Source organism: Nocardia callitridis, assembly GCF_039543305.1.
Taxonomy (GTDB): domain Bacteria; phylum Actinomycetota; class Actinomycetes; order Mycobacteriales; family Mycobacteriaceae; genus Nocardia; species Nocardia callitridis.
This window is the reverse complement of sequence record NZ_BAABJM010000002.1, coordinates 1058498-1081622: the sequence shown is the minus strand read 5'-3', so window position 1 is coordinate 1081622 and position 23125 is coordinate 1058498. Positions and strand designations below refer to the sequence as shown.

The 23125-nt window shown below is 64.9% G+C and carries 18 protein-coding genes, 1 pseudogene and 3 CRISPR repeat arrays; of the genes and pseudogenes, 18 read left to right on the top strand and 1 reads right to left on the bottom strand.

Features of this window, described 5'->3' with window-relative positions; all coding sequences use genetic code 11:
• Nucleotides 1-98: 98 nt before the first annotated feature.
• The 18 genes and pseudogenes from ABEA50_RS13710 (at nt 99) to ABEA50_RS13625 (ending at nt 21810) form a co-directional block, all read left to right on the top strand.
• Entirely contained in the window at nt 99-935 is an 837-nt protein-coding gene (locus ABEA50_RS13710) for a helix-turn-helix transcriptional regulator (protein ID WP_345495711.1), read from the top strand.
• Nucleotides 932-2368: a Fe-S cluster assembly protein SufB gene (gene sufB, locus ABEA50_RS13705; protein ID WP_345495710.1), complete on the top strand. Its 1437-nt coding sequence runs from the start codon at nt 932-934 to the stop codon at nt 2366-2368. The genes ABEA50_RS13710 and sufB overlap by 4 nt, the downstream gene beginning before the upstream one ends.
• A complete protein-coding gene (sufD, locus tag ABEA50_RS13700) occupies nt 2368-3567 on the top strand; it encodes a Fe-S cluster assembly protein SufD (RefSeq protein ID WP_345495709.1) in 1200 nt (399 codons plus the stop codon). The genes sufB and sufD overlap by 1 nt, the downstream gene beginning before the upstream one ends.
• A 37-nt stretch (nt 3568-3604) precedes the next feature.
• Nucleotides 3605-4381, top strand: coding sequence for a Fe-S cluster assembly ATPase SufC (gene sufC / locus ABEA50_RS13695; RefSeq protein WP_345495708.1), 777 nt, complete (start codon nt 3605-3607; stop codon nt 4379-4381).
• 1 nt (nt 4382) lies between these two features.
• A complete protein-coding gene (locus ABEA50_RS13690; protein WP_345495707.1) occupies nt 4383-5636 on the top strand; it encodes a cysteine desulfurase in 1254 nt (417 codons plus the stop codon).
• Between the two features lie 3 nt (nt 5637-5639).
• Nucleotides 5640-6116 carry a Fe-S cluster assembly sulfur transfer protein SufU gene (gene sufU / locus ABEA50_RS13685; RefSeq protein ID WP_345495706.1) on the top strand — a complete coding sequence of 159 codons (477 nt, stop codon included), beginning with the start codon at nt 5640-5642 and terminating at the stop codon, nt 6114-6116.
• Complete coding sequence (locus ABEA50_RS13680) at nt 6109-6483, top strand: metal-sulfur cluster assembly factor (protein ID WP_345495705.1); 375 nt, start codon at nt 6109-6111, stop codon at nt 6481-6483. Before sufU ends, ABEA50_RS13680 begins: the two co-directional genes overlap by 8 nt.
• Nucleotides 6484-6554: 71 nt before the next feature.
• Nucleotides 6555-7619: a CRISPR direct-repeat array (repeat unit 28 nt; unit sequence GTGCTCCCCGCGCGTGCGGGGATGATCC).
• Nucleotides 7620-8043: 424 nt separating this feature from the next.
• The gene (locus tag ABEA50_RS13675) at nt 8044-8712 is read left to right on the top strand and encodes a cysteine hydrolase family protein (RefSeq protein WP_345495704.1); all 669 of its coding nucleotides are present in this window, start codon (nt 8044-8046) and stop codon (nt 8710-8712) included.
• A gap of 240 nt (nt 8713-8952) precedes the next feature.
• Nucleotides 8953-9144: pseudogene (locus ABEA50_RS13670) on the top strand (MFS transporter); the annotation flags it as partial.
• Between the two features lie 123 nt (nt 9145-9267).
• A CRISPR array of direct repeats spans nt 9268-9722; the repeat unit is 28 nt; unit sequence GTGCTCCCCGCGCACGCGGGGATGATCC.
• A gap of 483 nt (nt 9723-10205) precedes the next feature.
• Nucleotides 10206-13043, top strand: a complete 2838-nt coding sequence (cas3, locus tag ABEA50_RS13665; protein ID WP_345495703.1) for a CRISPR-associated helicase Cas3' — start codon at nt 10206-10208, stop codon at nt 13041-13043.
• Nucleotides 13040-14689, top strand: a complete 1650-nt coding sequence (gene casA / locus ABEA50_RS13660; protein WP_345495702.1) for a type I-E CRISPR-associated protein Cse1/CasA — start codon at nt 13040-13042, stop codon at nt 14687-14689. Before cas3 ends, casA begins: the two co-directional genes overlap by 4 nt.
• Nucleotides 14686-15348 (top strand): type I-E CRISPR-associated protein Cse2/CasB, encoded by a 663-nt coding sequence (gene casB, locus ABEA50_RS13655; RefSeq protein ID WP_345495700.1) that lies wholly within the window; start codon nt 14686-14688, stop codon nt 15346-15348. The genes casA and casB overlap by 4 nt, the downstream gene beginning before the upstream one ends.
• Nucleotides 15348-16466, top strand: a complete 1119-nt coding sequence (cas7e, locus tag ABEA50_RS13650) for a type I-E CRISPR-associated protein Cas7/Cse4/CasC (RefSeq protein WP_345495699.1) — start codon at nt 15348-15350, stop codon at nt 16464-16466. The genes casB and cas7e overlap by 1 nt, the downstream gene beginning before the upstream one ends.
• Nucleotides 16463-17188, top strand: coding sequence for a type I-E CRISPR-associated protein Cas5/CasD (gene cas5e, locus ABEA50_RS13645; protein WP_345495698.1), 726 nt, complete (start codon nt 16463-16465; stop codon nt 17186-17188). Before cas7e ends, cas5e begins: the two co-directional genes overlap by 4 nt.
• Before the next feature lies 1 nt (nt 17189).
• Nucleotides 17190-17870, top strand: coding sequence for a type I-E CRISPR-associated protein Cas6/Cse3/CasE (gene cas6e / locus ABEA50_RS13640; protein WP_345495697.1), 681 nt, complete (start codon nt 17190-17192; stop codon nt 17868-17870).
• Nucleotides 17867-18829: a type I-E CRISPR-associated endonuclease Cas1e gene (gene cas1e / locus ABEA50_RS13635; RefSeq protein WP_345495696.1), complete on the top strand. Its 963-nt coding sequence runs from the start codon at nt 17867-17869 to the stop codon at nt 18827-18829. Before cas6e ends, cas1e begins: the two co-directional genes overlap by 4 nt.
• A complete protein-coding gene (cas2e, locus tag ABEA50_RS13630; RefSeq protein WP_345495695.1) occupies nt 18826-19230 on the top strand; it encodes a type I-E CRISPR-associated endoribonuclease Cas2e in 405 nt (134 codons plus the stop codon). Before cas1e ends, cas2e begins: the two co-directional genes overlap by 4 nt.
• A gap of 76 nt (nt 19231-19306) precedes the next feature.
• Nucleotides 19307-20249: a CRISPR direct-repeat array (repeat unit 28 nt; unit sequence GTGCTCCCCGCGCGTGCGGGGATGATCC).
• Between the two features lie 190 nt (nt 20250-20439).
• Complete coding sequence (locus tag ABEA50_RS13625) at nt 20440-21810, top strand: DUF1214 domain-containing protein (protein WP_345495694.1); 1371 nt, start codon at nt 20440-20442, stop codon at nt 21808-21810.
• 587 nt (nt 21811-22397) lie between these two features.
• Here the strand turns inward: ABEA50_RS13625 and ABEA50_RS13620 are convergent.
• A complete protein-coding gene (locus ABEA50_RS13620) occupies nt 22398-22865 on the bottom strand; it encodes an NUDIX hydrolase (RefSeq protein WP_345495692.1) in 468 nt (155 codons plus the stop codon).
• Between the last annotated feature and the right edge of the window lie 260 nt (nt 22866-23125).

Below are 23125 nucleotides of genomic sequence, written 5' to 3'. Positions count from 1 at the left end.
CGCGGGTGTTGATCCTCGGCGACGCGGACGTCACAGAGTCGCCGCTAGCCAGGGGACCCTTATTAGATTTCGGGAACGAATTCCGCCACACTGATGTTGTGAAAACCGTGGGTTTGCGGAACGACGATGAAGGGGCTGGTCGCAAGGCTGGCACCGGGTCGAGTGCTGCACCCGCGACCGCGGAAGGCCACACCAGGGCGGCGATCGTGCAGCTGCTGCTGGAACGCGGCCCGATTACCGCGACGGCGATCGGTGACACCCTCGGTCTCGCACCCGCGGGCGTCCGCCGACACCTGGACGCATTGATCGATTCTGGTCAGGCCCGCGCCGGTCGCTCGGCACCGTGGCAGCAGAAGGGACGCGGTCGCCCCGCCAAGCAGTACCAGCTCACCGCTGCTGGTCGCGGACAGCTCGGTCACGCCTATGACGATCTGGCCGGCGCCGCCATCCGGCAGCTCGGCGAGATCGGCGGCGAAGCGGCCATCGCCGAATTCGCGCGCAAGCGGGCGCAACGCGTGGTCGCAGGGATCGCGCCGGTCGACCGCGACAGTGCCGAATCGGCGCGCACCGAGGCCGGTCACACCATCGACAAGGCCGAGGAGATCGCCGAGGCGTTCACCGAAGCCGGATTCGCCGCCTCCACCCGCAAGGTCGGAGCCGGCGTGCAGATCTGCCAGCACCATTGCCCGGTTTCCCATGTGGCCGAAGAGTTTCCGCAGCTGTGCGAGGCGGAACTCGAGGCGTTCAAGGAGCTGCTCGGCACCCATGTGCAGCGGCTGGCGACGATCGCCAACGGCGATTGCGCCTGCACCACCCATGTCCCGTTGACGGCGGTCGCACGGTCGGCCACCGCGACGGCAGCGCGAACCTCCCCCTCAGCCGCTGCACAGCCCGCAGCGGTACGTACGAACGACTCCGGAAGGAGCGCCGAATGACGACGACCACCGATCAGGCGCAACCGCTCACCCAGGAAGAGACCATCGCTTCGCTGGGTAACTACGGTTACGGCTGGGCCGACTCGGACGTGGCAGGCGCCAGCGCCCAGCGAGGTCTGTCCGAGGCGGTCGTCCGCGACATCTCGGGCAAGAAGAGCGAGCCCGACTGGATGCTCGACGTTCGGCTCAAGGCGCTACGGATCTTCGATCGCAAGCCCATGCCGAACTGGGGTTCCAACCTCGACGGCATCGACTTCGACAACATCAAGTACTTCGTGCGCTCGACCGAGCAGCAGGCCGCCACCTGGGACGACCTGCCCGCCGACATCAAGAACACCTACGACAAGCTGGGTATCCCGGAAGCGGAGAAGCAGCGCCTGGTCTCCGGTGTCGCCGCGCAGTACGAGAGCGAAGTGGTCTACCACCAGATCCGCGAGGACCTGGAGCAGCAGGGTGTCATCTTCCTCGACACCGATACCGCGCTCAAGGAGCACCCGGAGATCTTCCAGAAGTACTTCGGCACGGTGATCCCCGCCGGTGACAACAAGTTCTCCGCGCTGAATACCGCTGTGTGGTCGGGTGGTTCGTTCATCTACGTGCCGCCGGGCGTGCACGTCGACATCCCGTTGCAGGCGTACTTCCGGATCAATACCGAGAACATGGGTCAGTTCGAGCGCACGCTGATCATCGTCGACGAGGATGCCTACGTGCATTACGTCGAGGGTTGCACCGCGCCGATCTACAAGTCGGATTCGCTGCACTCCGCGGTGGTCGAGATCATCGTGAAGAAGGGCGGCCGCTGCCGCTACACCACCATTCAGAACTGGTCGAACAACGTCTACAACCTGGTCACCAAGCGGGCCAAGGCCGAGGCGGGCGCGACCATGGAGTGGGTCGACGGCAATATCGGTTCCAAGGTCACCATGAAGTACCCGGCGGTCTGGATGACCGGCGAGTACGCGAGCGGCTCCGTGCTTTCGGTGGCGTTCGCCGGAGCGGGTCAGCACCAGGACACGGGTGCGAAGATGCTGCACCTGGCGCCGCACACCTCCTCGGAGATCATCAGCAAGTCGGTGGCGCGTGCCGGTGGCCGCGCCTCCTATCGCGGGCTCGTTCAGGTGAACAAGGGCGCGCACGGCTCCAAGTCGTCGGTGAAATGTGATGCGCTGCTTGTCGATACGGTGAGTAGGTCGGACACCTATCCCTACGTCGACATCCGTGAGGACGACGTGACGATGGGTCACGAGGCGACCGTTTCCAAGGTTTCCGCCGACCAGCTGTTCTATCTGATGAGCCGCGGCCTGAGCGAGGACGAGGCGATGGCGATGGTGGTGCGTGGCTTCGTCGAGCCCATCGCCAAGGAACTGCCGATGGAATACGCGTTGGAACTGAACCGGCTCATCGAGCTGCAAATGGAAGGGGCCGTCGGCTGATGGCGACAGGTGTGAAGGGCGCTGTCGAGGGCGAGAGCCCGGTACAGAACCCTGGCGCGGGCGCCGCGATCAACAAGGGCGAGGTGTTCTCCTCGTTCGATGTGGACGCGTTCGAGGTGCCGTCGGGTCGCGACGAGGCGTGGCGGTTCACCCCGCTGCGCCGGATGCGTGGTCTGCACGACGGGTCCGCGGTGCGCGACGGCGACGCGACGGTCGAGGTGCGGCCGGTCGAGGGCGTGCGGGTCGAGACCGTAGAGCGCACGGATGCTCGCCTCGGTGCAGCCGGTGTTCCGAGCGACCGTGTTGCGGCACAAGCGTATTCGGGTTTCGAGAAGGCGACCGTGATTTCGGTCGGCACCGAAACCGAGGTCGCAGAACCCATCGTGGTGACGGTGACCGGACCGGGCGAGGGCAAGACCGCCTACGGGCACACACAGGTTCGGCTGGCGAACTTCGCGGTCGCCACGGTCGTCATCGATCAGCGCGGCAGCGGAACCTACGCCGAGAACGTGGAATTCGTGCTCGGTGACAGCGCCAAGCTCACCGTCGTCACGGTGCAGGACTGGGCCGACGACGCGCTGAACGCGGCAGCCCACCACGTCAAGGTGGGTCGCGACGCCACGCTGCGCCACATCGCGGTCACCCTCGGTGGCGAGCTGGTGCGCTTCACCGCCACGGTTCGCTACGACGGCCCCGGCGGCGACGCCGAACTGCTCGGCCTCTACTTCGCCGACGCCGGTCAGCACTTCGAGCAGCGTCTGCTCGTCGATCACACGGTACCCAACTGCAAGTCGAACGTGGTGTACAAGGGCGCGCTGCAAGGTGATCCGCAGTCGCACAAGGGTGACGCGCGCACCGTGTGGATCGGTGACGTGCTCATCCGTGCCGCCGCCGAAGACACCGAGACCTTCGAGCTGAATCGCAACCTGGTACTCACCGATGGCGCGCGCGCTGATTCGGTGCCGAACCTGGAGATCGAGACCGGCGAGATCATCGGTGCCGGACACGCCAGCGCCACCGGCCGTTTCGATGACGAGCAGCTGTTCTACCTGCGTGCTCGCGGTATCCCGGAGGATGCGGCCCGCCGTCTGGTGGTGCGCGGCTTCTTCCACGAAGTGATCCAGAAGATCGCGGTGCCCGAGATCCGAGAGCGGCTGGAGGCGGCCATCGAGGCCGAGCTCGCCGCGATCGGCTCCTGACACCCGAACCGCTTACTCCGCAAAGGAATTCGAATCGATGACCACCCTGGAAGTCAAAGATCTGCACGCCGAGGTCGCCAACCCGGACGAGTCCGGCGAGCCGATCAAGATCCTCAACGGTGTGAACCTGACCGTGCGGTCCGGTGAGACGCACGCCATCATGGGCCCCAACGGCTCCGGCAAGTCCACGCTGTCCTACGCGATCGCGGGACACCCGAAGTACACGGTGACCCAGGGCTCGATCACCCTCGACGGCGAAGACGTGCTCGCCATGAGCGTCGACGAGCGCGCGCGGGCCGGCCTGTTCCTGGCCATGCAGTACCCCGTCGAGGTGCCCGGCGTCTCGATGTCGAACTTCCTGCGCACCGCGGCGACCGCCGTGCGTGGCGAGGCACCCAAGCTGCGTACCTGGGTCAAGGAAGTGAAGACCTCGATGGGCGAGCTGGAGATCGACTCCGCCTTCGCCGACCGCAGCGTGAACGAAGGCTTCTCCGGTGGCGAGAAGAAGCGCCACGAGATCCTGCAATTGGGCCTGCTCAAGCCGAAGATCGCCATCCTCGACGAGACCGACTCCGGCCTCGACGTCGACGCGCTGCGCGTGGTGTCCGACGGCGTCAACCGATACAAGGAGCGCGAAGACGGTGGCGTGCTGCTGATCACCCACTACACCCGCATCCTGCGCTACATCGAGCCACAGTTCGTGCACGTGTTCGTCGGTGGCCGCATCGTCGCCGAGGGCGGCCCGGAACTCGCCGAGGAACTCGACGCCAACGGCTACGTGCGCTTCACTCAGTCCGCGACCGCTGGAGCCTGATATGACCGCGACCGTCCGTACCATCGACGTCGCCCGCATCCGGGCCGACTTCCCGATCCTGAGCCGCACGGTTCGGGACGGGAAACCGTTGGTGTACCTGGACTCCGGCGCGACCTCGCAACGACCGCTACAGGTGCTCGACGCCGAGCGGGACTTCCTGATCACCCACAACTCCGCGGTGCACCGTGGCGCGCACCAGCTCGCCGAGGAAGCCACCGACGCCTACGAGGACGCGCGCGCCGATGTCGCGCGGTTCGTGGGTGTCGAGGCCGACGAGATCGTGTTCACCAAGAACGCGACCGAATCGCTGAACCTGGTGACCTACTCCTTCGGTGACGACCGGTTCCCGTACCACGTGGGGCCCGGCGACGAGATCGTGATCACCGAACTGGAGCATCACGCGAATCTCGTTCCGTGGCAAGAACTCGCGCGCAGGACCGGCGCCACCCTGAAGTGGTACGGCATCACCGACGACGGTCGCATCGATCTCGACTCGCTCGAATTGTCGCCTGCCACCAAGGTTGTCGCGTTCACCCACCAGTCGAACGTGACCGGCGCTGTGGCCGATGTCGACGAAATCGTGCGCAGGGCACGGGCGGTCGGCGCGCTCACCGTGCTCGACGCCTGCCAGTCCGTGCCGCATATGCCGGTGAACTTCCGAGAACTCGGCATCGATTTCGCAGCGTTCTCCGGACACAAGATGCTCGGTCCCTCCGGTGTCGGTGTGCTCTTCGGTCGGCGCGAATTGCTCGCGCAGACACCACCGTTCATTACCGGCGGGTCGATGATCGAAACCGTCACCATGGAGGCCACCACCTACGCGGCGCCGCCGCAGCGGTTCGAGGCCGGTGTACCGATGACCTCGCAGGTGGTCGGATTGGGTGCCGCCGTGCGGTACCTCGAAAATATCGGCATGGATGCTGTTGCGGCGCACGAACATACGCTTGTCGGCGCGGCGCTGGAAGGTCTCGGCGCGATCGACGGTGTGCGCATCGTCGGGCCCACCGAGAACGTGGACCGTGGTGGCGCGGTGTCGTTCGTCGTCGACGGAATTCACGCCCATGATGTCGGCCAGATCCTGGACGACGAAGGTGTCGCGATTCGCGTCGGTCACCATTGCGCGTGGCCGTTGATGCGCAGGCTCGGCATCACCGCGACCGTGCGCGCGTCGTTCGCCGTCTACAACACCGTCGACGAGGTGGACGCACTGGTCGCGGCCGTGCGGAAGGCCAAGACGTTCTTTGGGGTTGCATAAGACATGCGTATGGAGCAGATGTACCAGGAAGTGATCCTGGACCACTACAAGCATCCGCATCATCGCGGGCTGCGGGAGCCGTTCGGTGCCGAAGTGCACCACGTGAACCCCACCTGCGGTGACGAAATCACCTTGCGCGTCAACCTGGACGACAACGGTGACGTCACCGATGTCTCCTACGACGGCCAGGGCTGCTCGATCAGCCAGGCCGCGACCTCGGTCCTCACCGACCAGGTCATCGGCCTGCCGGTGCAGCAGGCTTTGAAGGTGGTCGATTCGTTCAGTGAGATGATCTCCAGCCGCGGCACCGTCGAAGGTGACGAAGACATGATCGGCGACGGTATCGCGTTCGCGGGTGTCGCCAAGTACCCCGCACGCGTGAAATGCGCGCTGCTGGGCTGGATGGCGTTCAAGGACGCGGTGGTGCGGATAACGTCGGCCGAAGACGCCGAGCGAACGATGGGAAACCGGCATGACTGACACACCCTCCGAAACAGCGACCACAGACCAGGTCGAACTCTCCGCCGAAGAGGTAGAGCAGCTCGAGAACCTCGAGGAGGCGATGCGCGACGTCGTCGACCCCGAACTCGGCATCAACGTCGTTGACCTCGGCCTGGTCTACGGCATGAGCGTCGACCCCGAGAACATCGTCACCTTGGACATGACCCTGACCTCGGCCGCCTGCCCGCTGACCGACGTCATCGAGGAACAGTCCCGCAACGCCCTGATCCGCTCCGGCCTAGCCGAAGACTTGAAGATCAACTGGGTCTGGGTTCCACCGTGGGGCCCAGACAAGATCACCGAAGACGGCCGGGAACAGCTGCGCGCGTTGGGCTTCACTGTGTAACCGACCTTTTCGGTCAAAACAAACCGAATGTGAAACGGTGATTCAGTTTGTAAACCGGCTGGTCAGGAAGTGTGCTCCCCGCGCGTGCGGGGATGATCCTCAACGTCAACGAAGCGGGTGCGATCACGAGTGGTGCTCCCCGCGCGTGCGGGGATGATCCGACCAGCAATGACCCGACCCGCCATGAGGAGACGTGCTCCCCGCGCGTGCGGGGATGATCCGCTCATCTACGGGCCGGGCGTGACAACGCGGTTGTGCTCCCCGCGCGTGCGGGGATGATCCCGCGATCAAGGAGGCCATCGGCGACGCCCTGCGGTGCTCCCCGCGCGTGCGGGGATGATCCCCGAGCAATCGCCTATGTTAAGAAGTTCGTAACGTGCTCCCCGCGCGTGCGGGGATGATCCCGACCACCAAGATCGGCGCCGAGCTGGATTCGTGTGCTCCCCGCGCGTGCGGGGATGATCCGGGCATCGCGATGGAGAAGTGGCGGCAACTCAAGTGCTCCCCGCGCGTGCGGGGATGATCCCTGTGGTCGACCACCGCTGATCTGCTGCGTTGGGTGCTCCCCGCGCGTGCGGGGATGATCCGCCTGGAGTGTGACCCGGAGTTGCCTCAGGAATGTGCTCCCCGCGCGTGCGGGGATGATCCATACACCGGGACTCGCACGATGCACTTGGGAACGTGCTCCCCGCGCGTGCGGGGATGATCCGCGCAGGAGATGGAGGTATTTCGGGAGGTGGCTGTGCTCCCCGCGCGTGCGGGGATGATCCGTGCTGGCGCTGCGTGAGCGTGTCCCGTCGGACGTGCTCCCCGCGCGTGCGGGGATGATCCGTCGGGTGACATCACCTACAACGATGACAACATGTGCTCCCCGCGCGTGCGGGGATGATCCGCATCGCGCCGCGATCGAAGGCGGCGACGGCATGTGCTCCCCGCGCGTGCGGGGATGATCCGCCGTCCTGCCACCAGTGCAAAGCCACCACGATGTGCTCCCCGCGCGTGCGGGGATGATCCGTGACGGACTGCCCGGCGATACCGGTGCCGGATGTGCTCCCCGTGCGCGCGGGGATGATCCGCTGCTCGGGGTGACAGTGACCTGCATCTGGTCGTGCTCCCCGTACGCGCGGGGATGATCCTGACGGCGATGTAGCGCGGGGCGGGCGCCTCGGGTGCTCCCCGTGCGCGGGGACGATCCTTTGATGGGGGCGTGCAGTGCGCCCGTCCAGCGTGCTCCCCGTGCGCGCGGGGATGATCCCCTCTGCTTCGCGGGCAGCCGGGCGCGCTGGAGGTGCTCCCCGTGCGTGCGGGGATGATCCCGACCAGGCAACCGCGCATCAAAACTCTCAGTCAACCCGGTCCCGCATGCTTCCGGCAGCCATACATTTCCAATGAAACCAAGATCATCAGGACACCTCGGCGTTCCTACGGGCCGATGCCGCCACCAGGCCCTGGTGATCTTGGTGAGCCGTTCGGGCCTGCCCGATTGTGGCGCGAGGGGTGGGGGGTCGGCTCATACTGGGCGGGTGGGGTAGGGCGTGTTTCGGTATTGGAGGGGTGCGCGTGGGGTCGTTGGTTTTGCTCGTCATGGATATGCAGAACTCGTATCTGGTTCAGGATGTTCGGGACGCCTACGGGTGGCCGCCGCTGTGGCGGCTGGAAGAGGTTGTGGCGGAGTGTCATTCGTTGATCGGTGCGGCGCGGGCGCGTGAGGTTCAGGTGATCTATTCACGGCAGGTTCCGGCGCGCGTGCAGACACCGAGATCAGCTCGGCATCGTGCCAGTCGCGCGGACCGGGTGCCGGTGTTGTCGCGAGCGGACAAACAGTGGCGCGCCCAGATCATGGATGCGGTCGCCCCCGCTCCGGGTGACCTTGTCTTGGAAAAGACCAGGCATAGTTTCTTCGCCTACACCGAACTCGAACCGGTTTTGCGCGATCTCGGTGCGGAGCGGCTGATCGTGTGCGGAGTGCAAACCAACGTGTGCGTGGAGGCCACCGTTCGTGCGGCGCTGGAGCGAAATTTCGAGGTCGCCGTTGCCTCGAACGCCGTGACGACGGACGGACCGGCTCTGCATGCCGGGTCGTTGAACTCGATGCGGGTGATCTACGTCGAGGTCGCGCCGTGGTCTGAGCTCATGGCTCCTGGCGCGCAATGGGAGCGAGCGTATTCGACGCCGCACTATGGGCGTGATACCCAGTACTGGATCGACCCTCTGTACGGCTCGGACTGACGAAGCGGTCGTCCGATGCGCGCCCGCCGCCGAACGGCGCGGGAAGTCCGCGAATACTTGCGCGAGCAGAGTATGTCGCGACGAAGCCCGGTCGATAATGTTGCGATCAGGCCGATGAGAACTCCCGGTTCGCGACGGAACCGGGCCGCGATAGCTTCCACGGTGACTATCGTCGATCCGCCCGTCTCGACTCTGGACGAGGCACTACGAACGAGCAGGCGAATCGTGTTGCTGGGCAGCATGGTCGGGACAACCATCGAGTGGTACGACTTCTCCCTTGATGCCACCGCCACCGCGTTGTAGTTCAAACCGCTGTTCTTCCCGAATATTTCGTCCACCGCAGGCGCTCTCGCGTCCTTCGCCACCTACGCGGCAAGCTTCGGCGCGCCGGTTTCAGGTGCTCGGCACATTGTCGAAGCGCGTTCCGGGGACCTGCGGCCGTAGCTATCCGCTACGGTGTAGACGCCGAATTCGTGATCGGCCCAATGAGAAGGGGGTCGAAACAAACCGAATGAGAAATGGTGGTTCCGGCTCTAAACAACCAGGTCAAGAAGTGTGCTCCCCGCGCACGCGGGGATGATCCCAGCGGCGCCAGCGACGGCGCACCAACGAGCAGGTGCTCCCCGCGCACGCGGGGATGATCCGCAACCGCATCGGACATCGCGATCTACCAGCCGGTGCTCCCCGCGCACGCGGGGATGATCCGAAGGTGGAGTCGCAGCGAGTCACCGAACCGGAGTGCTCCCCGCGCACGCGGGGATGATCCGCAAGAAGCGCTCGACTCCGCGCGTCTCGCGCTGTGCTCCCCGCGCACGCGGGGATGATCCACACGCATGTGCGATCCATTCGGAGTGCGAGTGGTGCTCCCCGCGCACGCGGGGATGATCCGGTCATCACCGAGATCTCTTGTGCGACCACCCCGTGCTCCCCGCGCACGCGGGGATGATCCACGCGAAACGACCGAGGTCGTCCGTCTGCTCGTGTGCTCCCCGCGCACGCGGGGATGATCCCGGTGCGCTGAGGTGTCGCAGCCAGTGCGGGAGGTGCTCCCCGCACGCGGGGATGATCCTCCCATAACAAGCTGGGCCGCACAGGCTTTCAGGGCTCCCGGGGGCGAGACGCTTCTCTCCCCGAGGGCGTTGATCATCCTCACGGTGTCAGCAGCGATCACGGTCATCTTCGGTGCGCTACCGGCTTGGTATATCGTCGGTGCCTGCACGGGATCTGCGGCTGGGTCGCTGGCGCCGCTATGGGCTGCCGTCGCCGCGGGGGACCGATGTTTCTTCGCACGGTCTGCGTCCTTCATCGAGTCGTCCGCTGAGGCCCGAGTGTTCTGGGGCAGTCGCTATAAAAGAAGTCGCTCGTGATTGTTCGTAAATCGTTGCCAAGCTGGGGTTTTGTGATCATTATTGCTGGGTAAAGCACCAGCGCCTGTCGGGGGGCTCGGATGTGCTTGGGATCGCCTGCGGGCGCTGAGTATTCGACGGGGAAACGTGGAGTTGTGTGGGGCGTCGAGAGCGGTGTGGGCCAAGTCGCCGAATGAGGGTGGCGGGTGGCTTCCGTTGTGGCAGCACATGGATGATTCGGCTGATATCGCGGGGTTCTTGTTCGATGAATGGTTGGCGCCGAGCGTGGTTCGACTGTTCGAGCAAGAGTTCAGCGACGTGGAGTCGGCGCGTTGTGCTGTGCGGTTTCTGGCGGGGGTGCACGACCTCGGCAAGGCGACCCCCGCATTCGCCATTCAGAACGAGGGACTCGCGCAGCGGATGCGTGAGCACGGGCTGTATATGCCGACCAATCGGCGGGAACTGCTCGAGCGACAAGAGGCGCACCACACGGTTGCTGGACACCATCTCCTGATTCGGTGGTTGGTTGAGCAGGGGTGGTCGCGGCGGTGGGCGGCGGCGTGGGGTGTGGTGCTCGGTGGCCATCACGGAGCGCCACCCGATGCGGACGACAGCTTGCTACCGGAGAGCTATCCGGCGTTGTTCGGCACCGGCGCGTGGCTGCGGGTGCAGCGAGAACTGCTGCACCGCATGGCAGTACGCACGGGTGCTGCTGAAAGGCTGGAGCAATGGCGTGAGCTGAGGCTCTCGCAGCGATTCCAAGTGCTGGCCACCGCGATCGTCATCATGTCCGACTGGATAGCCAGCAACGAGGCGATGCTTCCGTTTCACCCGGCCGGCCTGCCCGAGGTCGTGGTCGACCCACGACGTTCTCGCCGAGTGCTGCGGGAACTCGCATTGCCGCGCCCCTGGGCGCCGTCCGAGCCGCCGAGTGAGATCAATGAGCTTTTCGCGATGCGGTTCTCGTTGCCAGAAGGTGCGAAGCCGCGCCCGGTTCAGGTGGCCGCTTGCGAGGTCGCACGAGCGATGGATGATCCGGGGTTGCTGGTCGTCGAGGCGCCGATGGGTGAGGGGAAAACCGAAGCCGCGTTGGCGGCTGCGGAGATCTTCGCACACCGTTGGGGTTCAGGCGGATTGATGGTCGCCTTGCCCACACAGGCGACCAGCGACGCGATGTTCGACCGTGTGGTGGACTGGATCGACGCCATGGGCTCCGAAGGGCAGCAGGTGGATGGCGCGATTACTCTCGGGCACGGAAAAGCTCGATTCAACAAGCTGTTTCAAGGTCTGGTTCGCGACGGTCATTTCCGGTCAGCGGAAATCGGGTGCGACGAAACCGTGCCGCACGAGCACAAAGGCCGCAGGCATGCCCGCCATAGTGTGGTCGCGCACTCCTGGCTGGCGGGGCGCAAAAAGGCTCAGCTCGCGAACTTCTCGGTGGGCACCATCGACCAGTTGCTGTTCGCCGGCTTGAAGTCGCGCCACCTGATGTTGCGTCACCTCGCGTTGGCGGGAAAGGTGGTGCTGCTGGACGAGGTGCACGCCTACGACGTGTTCATGAATTCCTACCTCCTGCGGGTGCTTACGTGGCTCGGCGCGTACCGCGTGCCGGTGATCGCGCTGTCGGCGACGCTGCCGTCCGACCGCCGTCGCGAACTCCTCCACGCGTACCGGCGCGGCGTCGACCGTACGATCGACACGGAAATCGCCGAGGTCACGGGCTATCCGATTCTGTCGTGGTGTTCCGGCACGGCGGTGCACAGTCGGGTGGTCGAACCGTCAGGGCGCGGCACCACTGTGCGCGTCGATGTGCTCGGCGGAGAAGTGGACAACGACCACGACCGTCTCGTTGAACTGCTGCGTGATGCGTTGTCGGATGGTGGATGCGCACTGATCGTGCGCAATACGGTGCGCAGGGTGCTCGACACAGCCGCAGAGCTCGAGCGCCACTTTCCCGGCGAAGTCACGGTCGCGCACTCGCGTTTCCTCTCGGTCGACCGCATGCGCAAGGATGGTGAACTGCTCGAGCGTTTCGGCCCACCGGGGCGTGCGCGTCGGCCGAGGCGTCAGATCGTGGTCGCCTCGCAGGTAGTCGAACAATCGCTCGACGTCGACTTCGATTTGCTCGTCACGGATCTGGCGCCCATCGACCTCGTGCTGCAAAGGATGGGGCGGCTGCATCGACATGGTGGCCGCGAACGCCCTCGGAAACTTCGTGCCGCACAGGCGTTTATCTCTGGAATAGCGCTCGGCGATCTCCCCGAACTGGAAGCTTCGGCCAGCCGGTACGTGTATGGCGAGCATGCGTTGCTGCGCGCCGCCGCAGTCTTACTGCCGCACCTGGGTGACACCATCGACCTGCCCGATGACATCGCGCCCCTGGTTCAGGATGCGTATTCCAGTGCCGCGATCGGTCCGGAGTCGTGGCAGGAACAGATGCTGCTCGCGTGGCAGAAGTGGCTCGGCAGTTCGGCGAAACGAACCGCGAACGCCGAGAAATTCCAGCTGAGAGAGCCTGCTAAGAACGGAAATCCGATTATCGGGTGGGTCTCGGCGAGTGTCGGTGAGGCTGATGACCAAGCACAAGGGCAGGGGCAGGTCCGTGACGGCGCGCCGAGCTTGGAAGTGATCGTCGTCGTAGAAACGACATCCGGTGAATGGTTCACTCCCGGTTGGCTTTCCGGTGGCGAGGCTGCTCGCCCTGTCCCACGTGACGCGACACCGACTGACGACATCGCCAAGATCGTCGCATCCTGCTCGCTGCGCCTGCCACTGGAATTCAGCAACGAATCCGCCGAGGCGGCTCTCTGGGCCGTGACCCCCGAGGTGTGGGAGTTCTCGCCATTGATCTATCGCCTACCCGTCCTGGTCATCGACGAAAACGGCAACGGCGAGATCGCCGGCCGCGCCGTTCGTTACGACCCGAAAACCGGTCTGGAAGTACAGCGCGACTCATCCTCGACAACAGAATCGAGCAATCCGTGAACGACGACCGCGGTTTCAACCTTCTCGACGACCCCTGGATCATCACGCTCGGCGCCGACGGGCGTGAGACGGAGGTCTCGATCCTCGAATTATTCGACAGCGCAGAAGATCTGACGACGATCGGCGGTGAAGTCGCGACGCAGGCCTTCGCGATCACGCGGTTATTGCTGGCGATTCTGCATCGAGCCTTAGACGGTCCTGCCGACGTGGACGAGTGGGAACGGCTGTGGAATTCCGGCGCACTGCCCGTAGACGAGGTGCGCGCCTATGTCGAGCCGATGCGGCAGCGATTCGACCTCTTCGACGCCGAACGTCCGTTTTTCCAGGTGCCTGAACTGCGCACAGCGAAGGACGAGGTGTCGCCATTGAGCAAGCTCGTCGCGGATGTGCCGAACGGGCGGCCGCTGTTCACGACGCGGTCGGCGTCGAATCTGCGTCGGATCGATGCGGCCGAGGCGGCGCGCTGGTTGGTTCATACGCACGCGTTCGATCCATCAGGCATCAAATCGGGCGCTGTGGGCGATCCGTCGGTGAAGAGCGGCAAGGGATACCCGATCGGCACGGGATGGTCGGGACAGATCGGTGGAGTGCTCCCGCAGGGCGGGAATATCCGCGAAACCGTGCTGCTGAATCTTGTTGCCTACGAGGACAACCCCTATGTCCGCCTCGGCGGCACCGACGATCTCCCGCCGTGGGAACGAGGTGGGGACACCGCACGGTGGGAAGAACGTCCCCCACGTGGTGCCATCGACCTGTACACCTGGCAGACACGTCGGATTCGATTGGTCGGCGATCGCGACGGCGTCACCGGTGTAGTGCTGGCCAACGGTGACAAGATCCAACCGCAGAATCGTCACGACATGGACCCGCACACCGCGTGGCGCTACAGCGAACCGCAGTCGAAGAAATTCAAGCAGGTGGTGTACATGCCGCTGCTGCACGACCCTGACCGATCGGTGTGGCGAGGTATCGGCGCGATGCTCCCGGCGACAGCGGGGCGCGGCAACGCCCGAGGCAGCGATCCGCAACCGCGTCTTGTGCCCGGTGTGCTCCAATGGATCGGTGATCTGACAGCGAAAGAGATACTGCCACAGCGGTATACGCCTCGAATCCGAATCATGGGTGTCGAATACGGTTCGCAAAGTGCGACCTTCGATGAGATCGTCCACGACCTCCTGCCCATGTCGGTGACCCTGCTGCGCACCGACCGCCCCGCCGCGGCTCAGACCGCGACGAACGCCGTAGTCGACGCCGAGCAGGCCGCCTTCGCCATCTGGAGCTTCGCCGAGAACATCGCCCAGGCGGCGGGGGCGGCACCGAAATCCGGTGCGGGAGATACGGCCAGGCAAGGCCTGTACGCGGCATTGGACGCGCCATATCGCGAATGGCTTGCCGCGCTCACCCCCGATACCGACCTCGACGTGGCACGCACCGAATGGCAGAGGCGCGTCCGCGCGGCTACCTATCCGGTGACCGCGCAATCGGTTTCGGCGGCACCGCCTTCGGCCTGGGTCGGTCGGGAGGTTCGCGGTCACCTCATGAACGTTTCTCGCGCCGAATTGTGGCTCGCCGCCGCACTGCGCAAGGCACTCCCGCTCGCACACGTCCCGGCCGAGCCCGAGACAGCAAAGAAAGAGGTGGCATGACCACAGCGGAGCAGACGACCGAGCAGCAATCAAAGCCCTACCGCCGCTTGGGCACGCTCGGTGCGGCGCTGGATTGGCGACTGAACCGTATGCAAGAGGAATACCTACGCGGTTCGTCCTCGGCGCGCGCCGAGCTGGCGAAGCTACGCCGAGGTCTCGGCAAGCCCGCGGGAAGCGTCCCGGAGATCTGGGATCTCACGATTGCCGCAGTGCCGAAGTCACTGCACGCGCTGGACGAGTTCGACGACGGGGAGCCGAGCATCCCCGAGCAGGCAGCGCATGCGGCGTTGACGCTGTTCGCCGCCCACCAGCAATCGTTGTCGGTGCGTGCGCACGTAGCTGATACGTCCTTCGGCAGGGCGGTCGGAATCCTCGCGCAGCAGGAAGGCCGTAGCGCCGACGCCGTGGCCGTTCGATTCATGGCGGTGGCCACGGCGCAGTCGATCGATGAAGTGCTGGTACACATTCGCGGCTTGATCACCCAATTACGTGCGGCCAAAAAAGGATTCGACTACGCGCGATTCGCCGACGACCTTTCCGCGCTGCTGACCCCCGGACGCGCGCAGCGAGTGCGCCTGGCTTGGGGCCGTGACTTCTATCGCATCACCAAGAACCCCGAATCCGCCTCGATCGAACCCACCGAAGAACAGGGAATCTGATGAGAACTCTGATCGAACTCCACATCCTGCAGACCGTCCCACCGAGCAACCTCAACCGCGACGACACCGGCAGCCCTAAAACGGCTATCTACGGTGGTGTGCGGCGCGCGAGGGTGTCGAGTCAGGCATGGAAACGCGCTACACGAGTGGCCTTCGAAGGGCATTTGAACGGCTCCGACCTGGGTGTGCGCACCCGCAGGGTGGTGGAACTGCTTGCCGCTGAGATCACCAACAAAGCGGAGCATTTGGCAGAGCGATCGCTCACGCTGGCGTCGCAGGTGCTGAAAGAGGTCGGCATCACCGTCAAGGCCCCGAAGAAGGACGCGACGGAGGAGGCCGGGTACCTGGTGTTCTTCAGCAAGCACCAGATCGAGGCGCTCGCCGAAGCCGCGGTAGCCGTGGCCGACGCCGACGACGTGCCAAAGGCGTTGCGCGAAGCCAAGGTCAAGGAACTCGCCGACCGCGACCACTCGGTGGACATCGCTCTGTTCGGCCGGATGGTCGCCGACCAAGCCGACCTGAACGTCGACGCGGCTGTGCAAGTCGCGCACGCCATCAGCGTGCACCCGGTGGAAACCGAATTCGACTACTTCACTGCCGTCGACGACCGCATCGGCGAGAACGAAACCGGTGCGGGCATGATCGGCACCGTCGAATTCAACTCATCCACCCTGTACCGGTACGCGACTGTCGACGTGAATCGGTTGCAGGACAACCTCGGTGACACGGCGGCGACACGTAAGGCCGTGGAAGCGTTCGTCGCCGCGTTCGCACGGTCGATGCCGACCGGCAAGCAGAACACCTTCGCCAACCGAACCCTGCCAGAGGGCGTGCTCGTGCTCGTGCGCGACAGCCAACCGATCAATCTGGTCGGAGCATTCGAAACCCCAGTGCGAGAAGCGAATACCGGTGGCCGGGTGAAGCGTGCGGTCGACGCGCTGCGCGACGAGGCACGCGAGATCGAACGCGCTTACGGTGAAACTCCGGTCGCGAGCTGGGTGACCCGAGTCGGGTCCGACACCTCGGGGCTCGACGATCTCGGCACGAACGTCGCATTCGACCAGCTGGTTTCGCTGGTAGGCGCGCTGGTCGACGAAAGACTCGGAGCACGTCCGTGAGTGTTGTCGCCCTGCGATTAGCAGGACCACTGCAATCATGGGGTGCGGGAAGTAGATTCGTGCGCCGCGACACCGAGACCGCGCCGACCAAAAGCGGGATCATCGGACTCGTCGCGGCGGCACAGGGTCTTCGGCGCAGCGACCCCTTGGAAACCTTGCTCGGCTTGCGGTTCGGTGTGCGCATCGACCAGCCGGGCCAACTCGTACGCGATTTCCATACCGCGCAGCGGCGCAAACGCGAACGCGACGGCTCCCTCAGTTGGAGTTCGTTGCCGCTGTCGTATCGGTACTACATGTCCGATGCGGTGTATCTCGCGCTGCTCGAGGGTGAGGACAGTCTCCTCGCCGCTATCGATGCCGCCCTTCGCAGCCCGCGGTTCCCGCTCTACCTCGGTCGACGCTCCTGCCCGCCGGCGGGTCCGATAGCTCTGGGCGTGTTCGAGGAAGACCTCGATACCGCGTTGGCTGTGCGACCGTGGCTCGCGAGTCCTCGCACCCAGCGGCGCACCCACGCGAAAACCGTTCGCCTGGCGACTATCCGGGACGCCGGCAGCGACGAGCCGGTCACCGAAACGATTCGGGACACACCGTTGAGTTTCGATCCCAATCGGCGGCAATACGAATGGCGGGCGATCACCAGAGGCAGCGTCGAGGTGGACAACCCGCTCGGCACCGAAACGGCTGCCGTCGAGCACGACCCCATGCCGGCAGTGGAGGGCTGAGATGTTCCTGACGCGAATGCCGATCAATCCTCGTCGTCGCGGTGCACGACTGCTGCTGTCCTCACCGCAGGCGCTGCACGCGGCGGTGTGCAGCGGTTTTCCGGACGCCACGGCAACCGAGGAGGGGCGAATTCTGTGGCGCATCGACAACTACGGGTCGGCACGTGTGGTGCTGTTCATCGCGAGCCCGGACAAGCCCGATCTCACCCACATCGTCGAGCAGGCGGGTTGGCCGACCACCGAGACCTGGGACACGAAGCCCTACGACCTGCTGTTGCAACGACTCGCACCCGGCCAGCGGTGGCAATTCCGACTGACCGCCAACCCGGTGCGTTCCGGGCGCCGCGAAGGGTGGACCGACACCAAACCACTAGGCCATGTCACCGTGCGTCAGCAGGAGAAATGGTTGCTCGACCGAGCCGAACGCAACGGGTTTCGGATTCTGCCCCGAAGCGGAAAGGACGCGACCGACGAAGAATTCGAACTCGCCGTCATCGACAGGGGAGTGCGGCGATTCCACCGAGACGGTGGGCGCGTGACCTTGTCCACCGCGACATTCGAAGGTGTCCTCGAAGTGACCGACGCTGCCGCACTGCGTAATACGCTCTCCTTCGGTCTCGGCCGTGCCAAATCCTACGGTTGTGGGTTGCTCACTCTCGCCCACGTAACCGACTCGAAATGAGCACGATCGGTCGCCGCGTATCGGAATCCAAAGAACTCGTTCGCATCTCCGATCGCGTCTCGTTCCTGTACCTGGACCGGTGCGTGGTGAACCGGGACAGCAACGCGATCACCGCCACCGACGAGCGCGGCACGGTCCACATCCCCGCCGCGTCTGTGGGTGTGCTCATGCTCGGACCGGGGACAACCGTTACCCACCAGGCGATTTCATTGATGTCCGACAGTGGGTCGAGTGTTGTGTGGGTGGGGGAGCGCGGCGTCCGCTATTACGCGCACGGTGTCGCGTTGTCACGGTCGTCGCGGCTGCTGGAGGCGCAAGCCGAAGCCGTGAGCAATGCGCGATCGCGGCTGCGGGTCGCGCGGGCGATGTACGCCATGCGGTTTCCCGGCGAAGACGTGTCAGGACTACTCATGCAGCAGTTGCGCGGCCGGGAGGGCGCTCGAGTGCGTGCGGTGTATCGCGAGCAGTCCGAGCGCACCGGAGTCGAATGGAAGCGCCGTGAATACGATGTCGACGATTGGGAATCCGGTGAGCCCGTGAACCAAGCACTCTCGGCAGCCAATTCCGCACTGTACGGAATTGTGCACTCGGTTATCGTTGCGCTCGGTTGCTCACCAGCACTCGGTTTCGTGCACACCGGCCAGCATCGGTCGTTCGTCTACGACATCGCCGACCTGTACAAGGCCGAGATCAGTATTCCGCTCGCCTTCGATATCGCTGTCGAAGAAACCGAGGACATCGGTGCCGTCGCACGGCGTCGCGTTCGGGACGCCGTGTACGACGGGAAACTGCTGTCGCGCTGCGCGCGCGATATCCAACGCCTACTGCGCGATGAAAGCGAAGTGGACACCGCGGATTTCGACGAGATCGAATTCGACGTCCTCTCACTCTGGGACGGCCGCACAGGTGTCGTGGCAGGCGGAGTGGGGTATGGCGCCGGGCACGGAGACGAATTTTGACGATTGTCGTACTGACCGCCGTGCCGCCCGGATTGCGTGGTCACCTCACACGATGGTTGCTCGAGATCAGTCCGGGTGTGTTCGTCGGTAATATCTCGCCACGAATCCGAGAACTGATGTGGGAACGCATCATCGAGTTCGTAGCCGAAGGCAGAGCCCTGATGGTCTACGCCGCACGCAACGAACAACGCCTCGCCTTCCAGGTCCACGGCCACGACTGGACCCCGGTAGACCATGACGGCCTCGTCCTCATGCGCCGCCGAACTGCCCTCGACTACATACCGTCAGCCCAAGCCCCCACCACCGCGACGACCCGCTCCTCGACCAACGCCGAACACCAGTCCGACACAGTCTGGCGCCGCCGCCAAACCCGACGAAAGTTCAAACCGAAGCAATCCTGAGCCTTCACGCCCGGTCGACCGAAACAAACCGATTGTAAAACGGCAATCTGCGCTGCAAACACGCAGGTCAAGAAGTGTGCTCCCCGCGCGTGCGGGGATGGTCCCGGGAAAGTCACTGGGTATCGGGCGCGGGCACGGTGCTCCCCGCGCGTGCGGGGATGGTCCCTCCACGAACTGGCTCGATGTCGCCGTCGCGGTGTGCTCCCCGCGCGTGCGGGGATGGTCCTCCACCCGCCGACCCACCGGCACCGCCACCCCCGTGCTCCCCGCGCGTGCGGGGATGATCCGAAGTTCGTGATCCGACTGCCATTGCGGCCGTCGTGCTCCCCGCGCGTGCGGGGATGATCCGGTGGTCAGGTCCAGGGTGATCGTGCGCCCGGTGTGCTCCCCGCGCGTGCGGGGATGATCCGGCATCACGGCCTACCCGGTCGAGTACCGCCCGGTGCTCCCCGCGCGTGCGGGGATGATCCGCGCGCCGAGGACGGCTCAAACTCCCCGTGGGCGTGCTCCCCGCGCGTGCGGGGATGATCCGGCGCGAGCCGAACTCGGGGACGCCCTGTACGAGTGCTCCCCGCGCGTGCGGGGATGATCCGCATTCGCACCGAGCGCCGCTGCGGGCGTTGCGGTGCTCCCCGCGCGTGCGGGGATGATCCGAAGTTCGTGATCCGACTGCCATTGCGGCCGTCGTGCTCCCCGCGCGTGCGGGGATGATCCGGTGGTCAGGTCCAGGGTGATCGTGCGCCCGGTGTGCTCCCCGCGCGTGCGGGGATGATCCGGCGCCGAGCGCGGTCCGGTTGGACAGCTCGAGGTGCTCCCCGCGCGTGCGGGGATGATCCCAGCATCGCCGCTGACCTCCGCGCCGACAACCTGTGCTCCCCGCGCGTGCGGGGATGATCCCAACACGAACTACATACCGCACCGCGGCCAGGTGTGCTCCCCGCGCGTGCGGGGATGATCCGGGAACTGTAATGCCTAATCATGCAGGTGACCCGTGCTCCCCGCGCGTGCGGGGATGATCCCCCCGAGTTTTTGCATATCTTGCTCGCCCGAGTCGCGCGGGTTCACTGGCGAATGGTCGTGGTTGTGTGCAGGGTTTTGCAGGGGACTCCAGCTGTCGTTCACCCGGTGTGGGTGAGCCGCGCCGGGCGGTTCTCGTTCTACGGTCGGTCCGTAAGAGGCCAGCGAACGCTTTGTGGAGAGGGGTGAGCCGTGGCCGGTGCCAGTGATCTCGGGGACCAGCAGATGACGGCGGAGTACGCACGAGCGGTGGGTCGGGTGGCGTATCTGTGGGGTTGGCCGTTGATGAATCTGCACAACCGGAGGGCGTTCATGGAGCAGCTTCCGGCGCCTGGGTTGCTGGCCGGGATCGTGCCCGCCGGTCCTCCCGGCACGGTCGGGATGTTGCGGGACTATGTCCGTCCTGAGGAACGCATCGTGGCGTGCCCGAACCAGGATGTGGTCTATGGTTTCGGTGTCCTGGACGCCGAGCGTGGGCCGTCTGTGGTGCAGGTGCCCGATTTCGGTGACCGGTTCTGGGTGTATCAGGTGGTCGATCAGCGCACCGATTCCTTCGTCCGGCTGGGCAAAATGTATGGGACCGCGCCTGGGTTCTATCTGCTTGCCCCCGAATCCGGGGATGGCTCGGTGCCCGAGGAAATCACCGGAGTGTTCCGGTTCGACACGCGCTGCGGTGTGGTGATCCCGCGGGTCTTTCTCGACGACACCCCGCAGGATCGTGCGGCGATCGCGGCGCTGGTGGACCGGATCGGCATGTACCCGCTGTCGGAGTTCGACGGTCACTTCGAGGTGGTCGACTGGTCACAGGCACCGTCCTACGGCGGCGGCGAAGCGACCGGGAACCAGGAAGAAACGCAGTGGGTCGACCCCGAGAAATTCTTTCCCGCCCTGGCCGAGGTGCTTGACGAGGTTCCTGCCCGCCCCGGCGAGGAAGCGCTGTACTCGTGGTTTCGCGCGGTGCTGACCGCAGCCGAGCACGATGAAACCCTCGCGGACGTACTGCGGCAGACGGCGATCGAGGCCAACGACGTGGTGAGCGAACTGTTCGAGTTCCGCAATATCGGCCTGCCCGTTGGCCGCCACTGGACCACTCAGCGCAACGGCGCCGCGTTCGGCACCGACTATCTCTCGCGCACCGCGATCGCCAAATCGAACATCTTCGTCAACACTGCGAACGAAACCGCCTACTACTACCAGGATCTCGACGACACCGGCCAACGCCTGCACGGGGCCCGCACCTACACCGTGCACTTCCCGACCGGCGAACTCCCACCGGTCCGGGGTTTCTGGTCGCTGACGGTCTACAACAAGCACCATTTCTTCCACCCCAACGAGCTCGACCGCTTCTCGCTGGGCACCAAGAACCAAGATCTCACCTACGGTGGCGACGGGTCTTTGACCCTGACTGTCGGCGGTGCCGGGCCAAGCGATCCGAAGCAGCTCACCAACTGGCTACCGGCGCCCCCGGAAGAATTCACGCTCTACCTGCGTGCTTATTGGCCTGACGACCTCATTCTCGACGGAACGTGGAAGGCCCCTGCTGTCACTGTATCCGGCAGCTGACCGCACGGCCCTGCTGGCAGCTCGCTGGGGGCGTGGCGCCAGGGTCCGCGCGATCGTTGCGTAGGCGATCGCGGTCCTGTCGCTGAGTCCTAAGGTGTACGGCGGATCGGCATCGTCCGCGACCGTTTCCCGCAGAATACGGTCAGCGCGAACATGTTCGAGTTCCACACCGAGCACACAGAGATGCCATCCCGAACACGTGCCTAGCTAGGGCCTGTCCTGCAATAGGCTCGCCGAGTGCCCTGGTGGAAGTGACTCATGCGCCTCTGTCCCCGAAGACACGCTCCGCGAACTCGTCTCGGTGCTACCGCATCCAGAAACGGTGATCGGGACCATACCGATCACCGGCCATTGACTGACATGGCCTCGACCTCGCGTGTTTCGTTGCCTGTTCACGGATAGCTGGCCGCCGCCTTGATTCCCGGGGAGCATCTGAGCGACAGGGTCTTTCGGTGAGTTTGATCGGTGAGCGTCTCTCGGTAACGAACTCGATGATGCGTTCCCACATCAATTCTCAACGACGCGGCCGACGAGCATCTCGTTCCAGGGCGGCTGGAGTGGAGTTCGCGTCCAGTATCCCATCGCTGTCAGTGCACGATCAGCCCGCCAACGGCGACCGGAGCGACATGCCCGGTCGGCGGACGGGTTTGGGTGAGAGCGAGGCCGGTGTCGACTAGTGATGAGCGGCGCAGGTCGGCTACCTCGGCGAGCGGCGTCCAGATCGCTTCTGCGGTCTCACCATTGGGTTCGGGTCGGAGCTCGCCACCGGTGATGCGCACTTCGTAGAAGATCCCCACGTTCTGGTGCTCGAATCCGGCTCTCGCAGCCGCGGCCGGAATGCCCCGCGAATCCACGCCGAGCAGTCGCTCTACAACCCCCTGGTATCCGGCCTCTTCGCCGAGTTCCCGTGTGACCGTGTCGAATGGATCCTCCAAGTGTTCTACCCCGCCACCGGGGAGGGTCCAGCTGGACTCACCGCTCCGGTCTATGTGTCGGGCGAGAAGTACTCGATCATCATCGATGCAAACGGCGTATGCGGCCAATCTGAAACTCACCCGGCAAACTTACTATTACGAGAGGCGATCTGCGAGTGGCGTGGGTTGCGGGATTGGCCCTCGGAGGGCAGCCAATTGTGTTGCTCGGCAACACCTCTAGGTACTCGTAGCGCTGCGCTGCCGCGAAACTGGCCGACGATCGCGGCAGTCTGGGCTCGGCTGGGTTGTCCGATACCGACGAGGACTACTCCGTCGCCCAGCGGTCGTATCCTCAGGTGCGGCGGTCAATTGATCACTGGTTCAGTTCAATGCACACCGGT

Bases quoted from the DNA above. Each gene is read 5' to 3' on its own strand.
- casB (WP_345495700.1), top strand. From the start codon at position 14,686: ATGACCACAGCGGAGCAGACGACCGAGCAGCAATCAAAGCCCTACCGC.
- cas7e (WP_345495699.1), top strand. From the start codon at position 15,348: ATGAGAACTCTGATCGAACTCCACATCCTGCAGACCGTCCCACCGAGC.
- sufC (WP_345495708.1), top strand. From the start codon at position 3,605: ATGACCACCCTGGAAGTCAAAGATCTGCACGCCGAGGTCGCCAACCCG.
- ABEA50_RS13690 (WP_345495707.1), top strand. From the start codon at position 4,383: ATGACCGCGACCGTCCGTACCATCGACGTCGCCCGCATCCGGGCCGAC.
- ABEA50_RS13680 (WP_345495705.1), top strand. From the start codon at position 6,109: ATGACTGACACACCCTCCGAAACAGCGACCACAGACCAGGTCGAACTC.
- cas1e (WP_345495696.1), top strand. From the start codon at position 17,867: ATGAGCACGATCGGTCGCCGCGTATCGGAATCCAAAGAACTCGTTCGC.
- sufU (WP_345495706.1), top strand. From the start codon at position 5,640: ATGCGTATGGAGCAGATGTACCAGGAAGTGATCCTGGACCACTACAAG.
- cas6e (WP_345495697.1), top strand. From the start codon at position 17,190: ATGTTCCTGACGCGAATGCCGATCAATCCTCGTCGTCGCGGTGCACGA.
- sufD (WP_345495709.1), top strand. From the start codon at position 2,368: ATGGCGACAGGTGTGAAGGGCGCTGTCGAGGGCGAGAGCCCGGTACAG.
- sufB (WP_345495710.1), top strand. From the start codon at position 932: ATGACGACGACCACCGATCAGGCGCAACCGCTCACCCAGGAAGAGACC.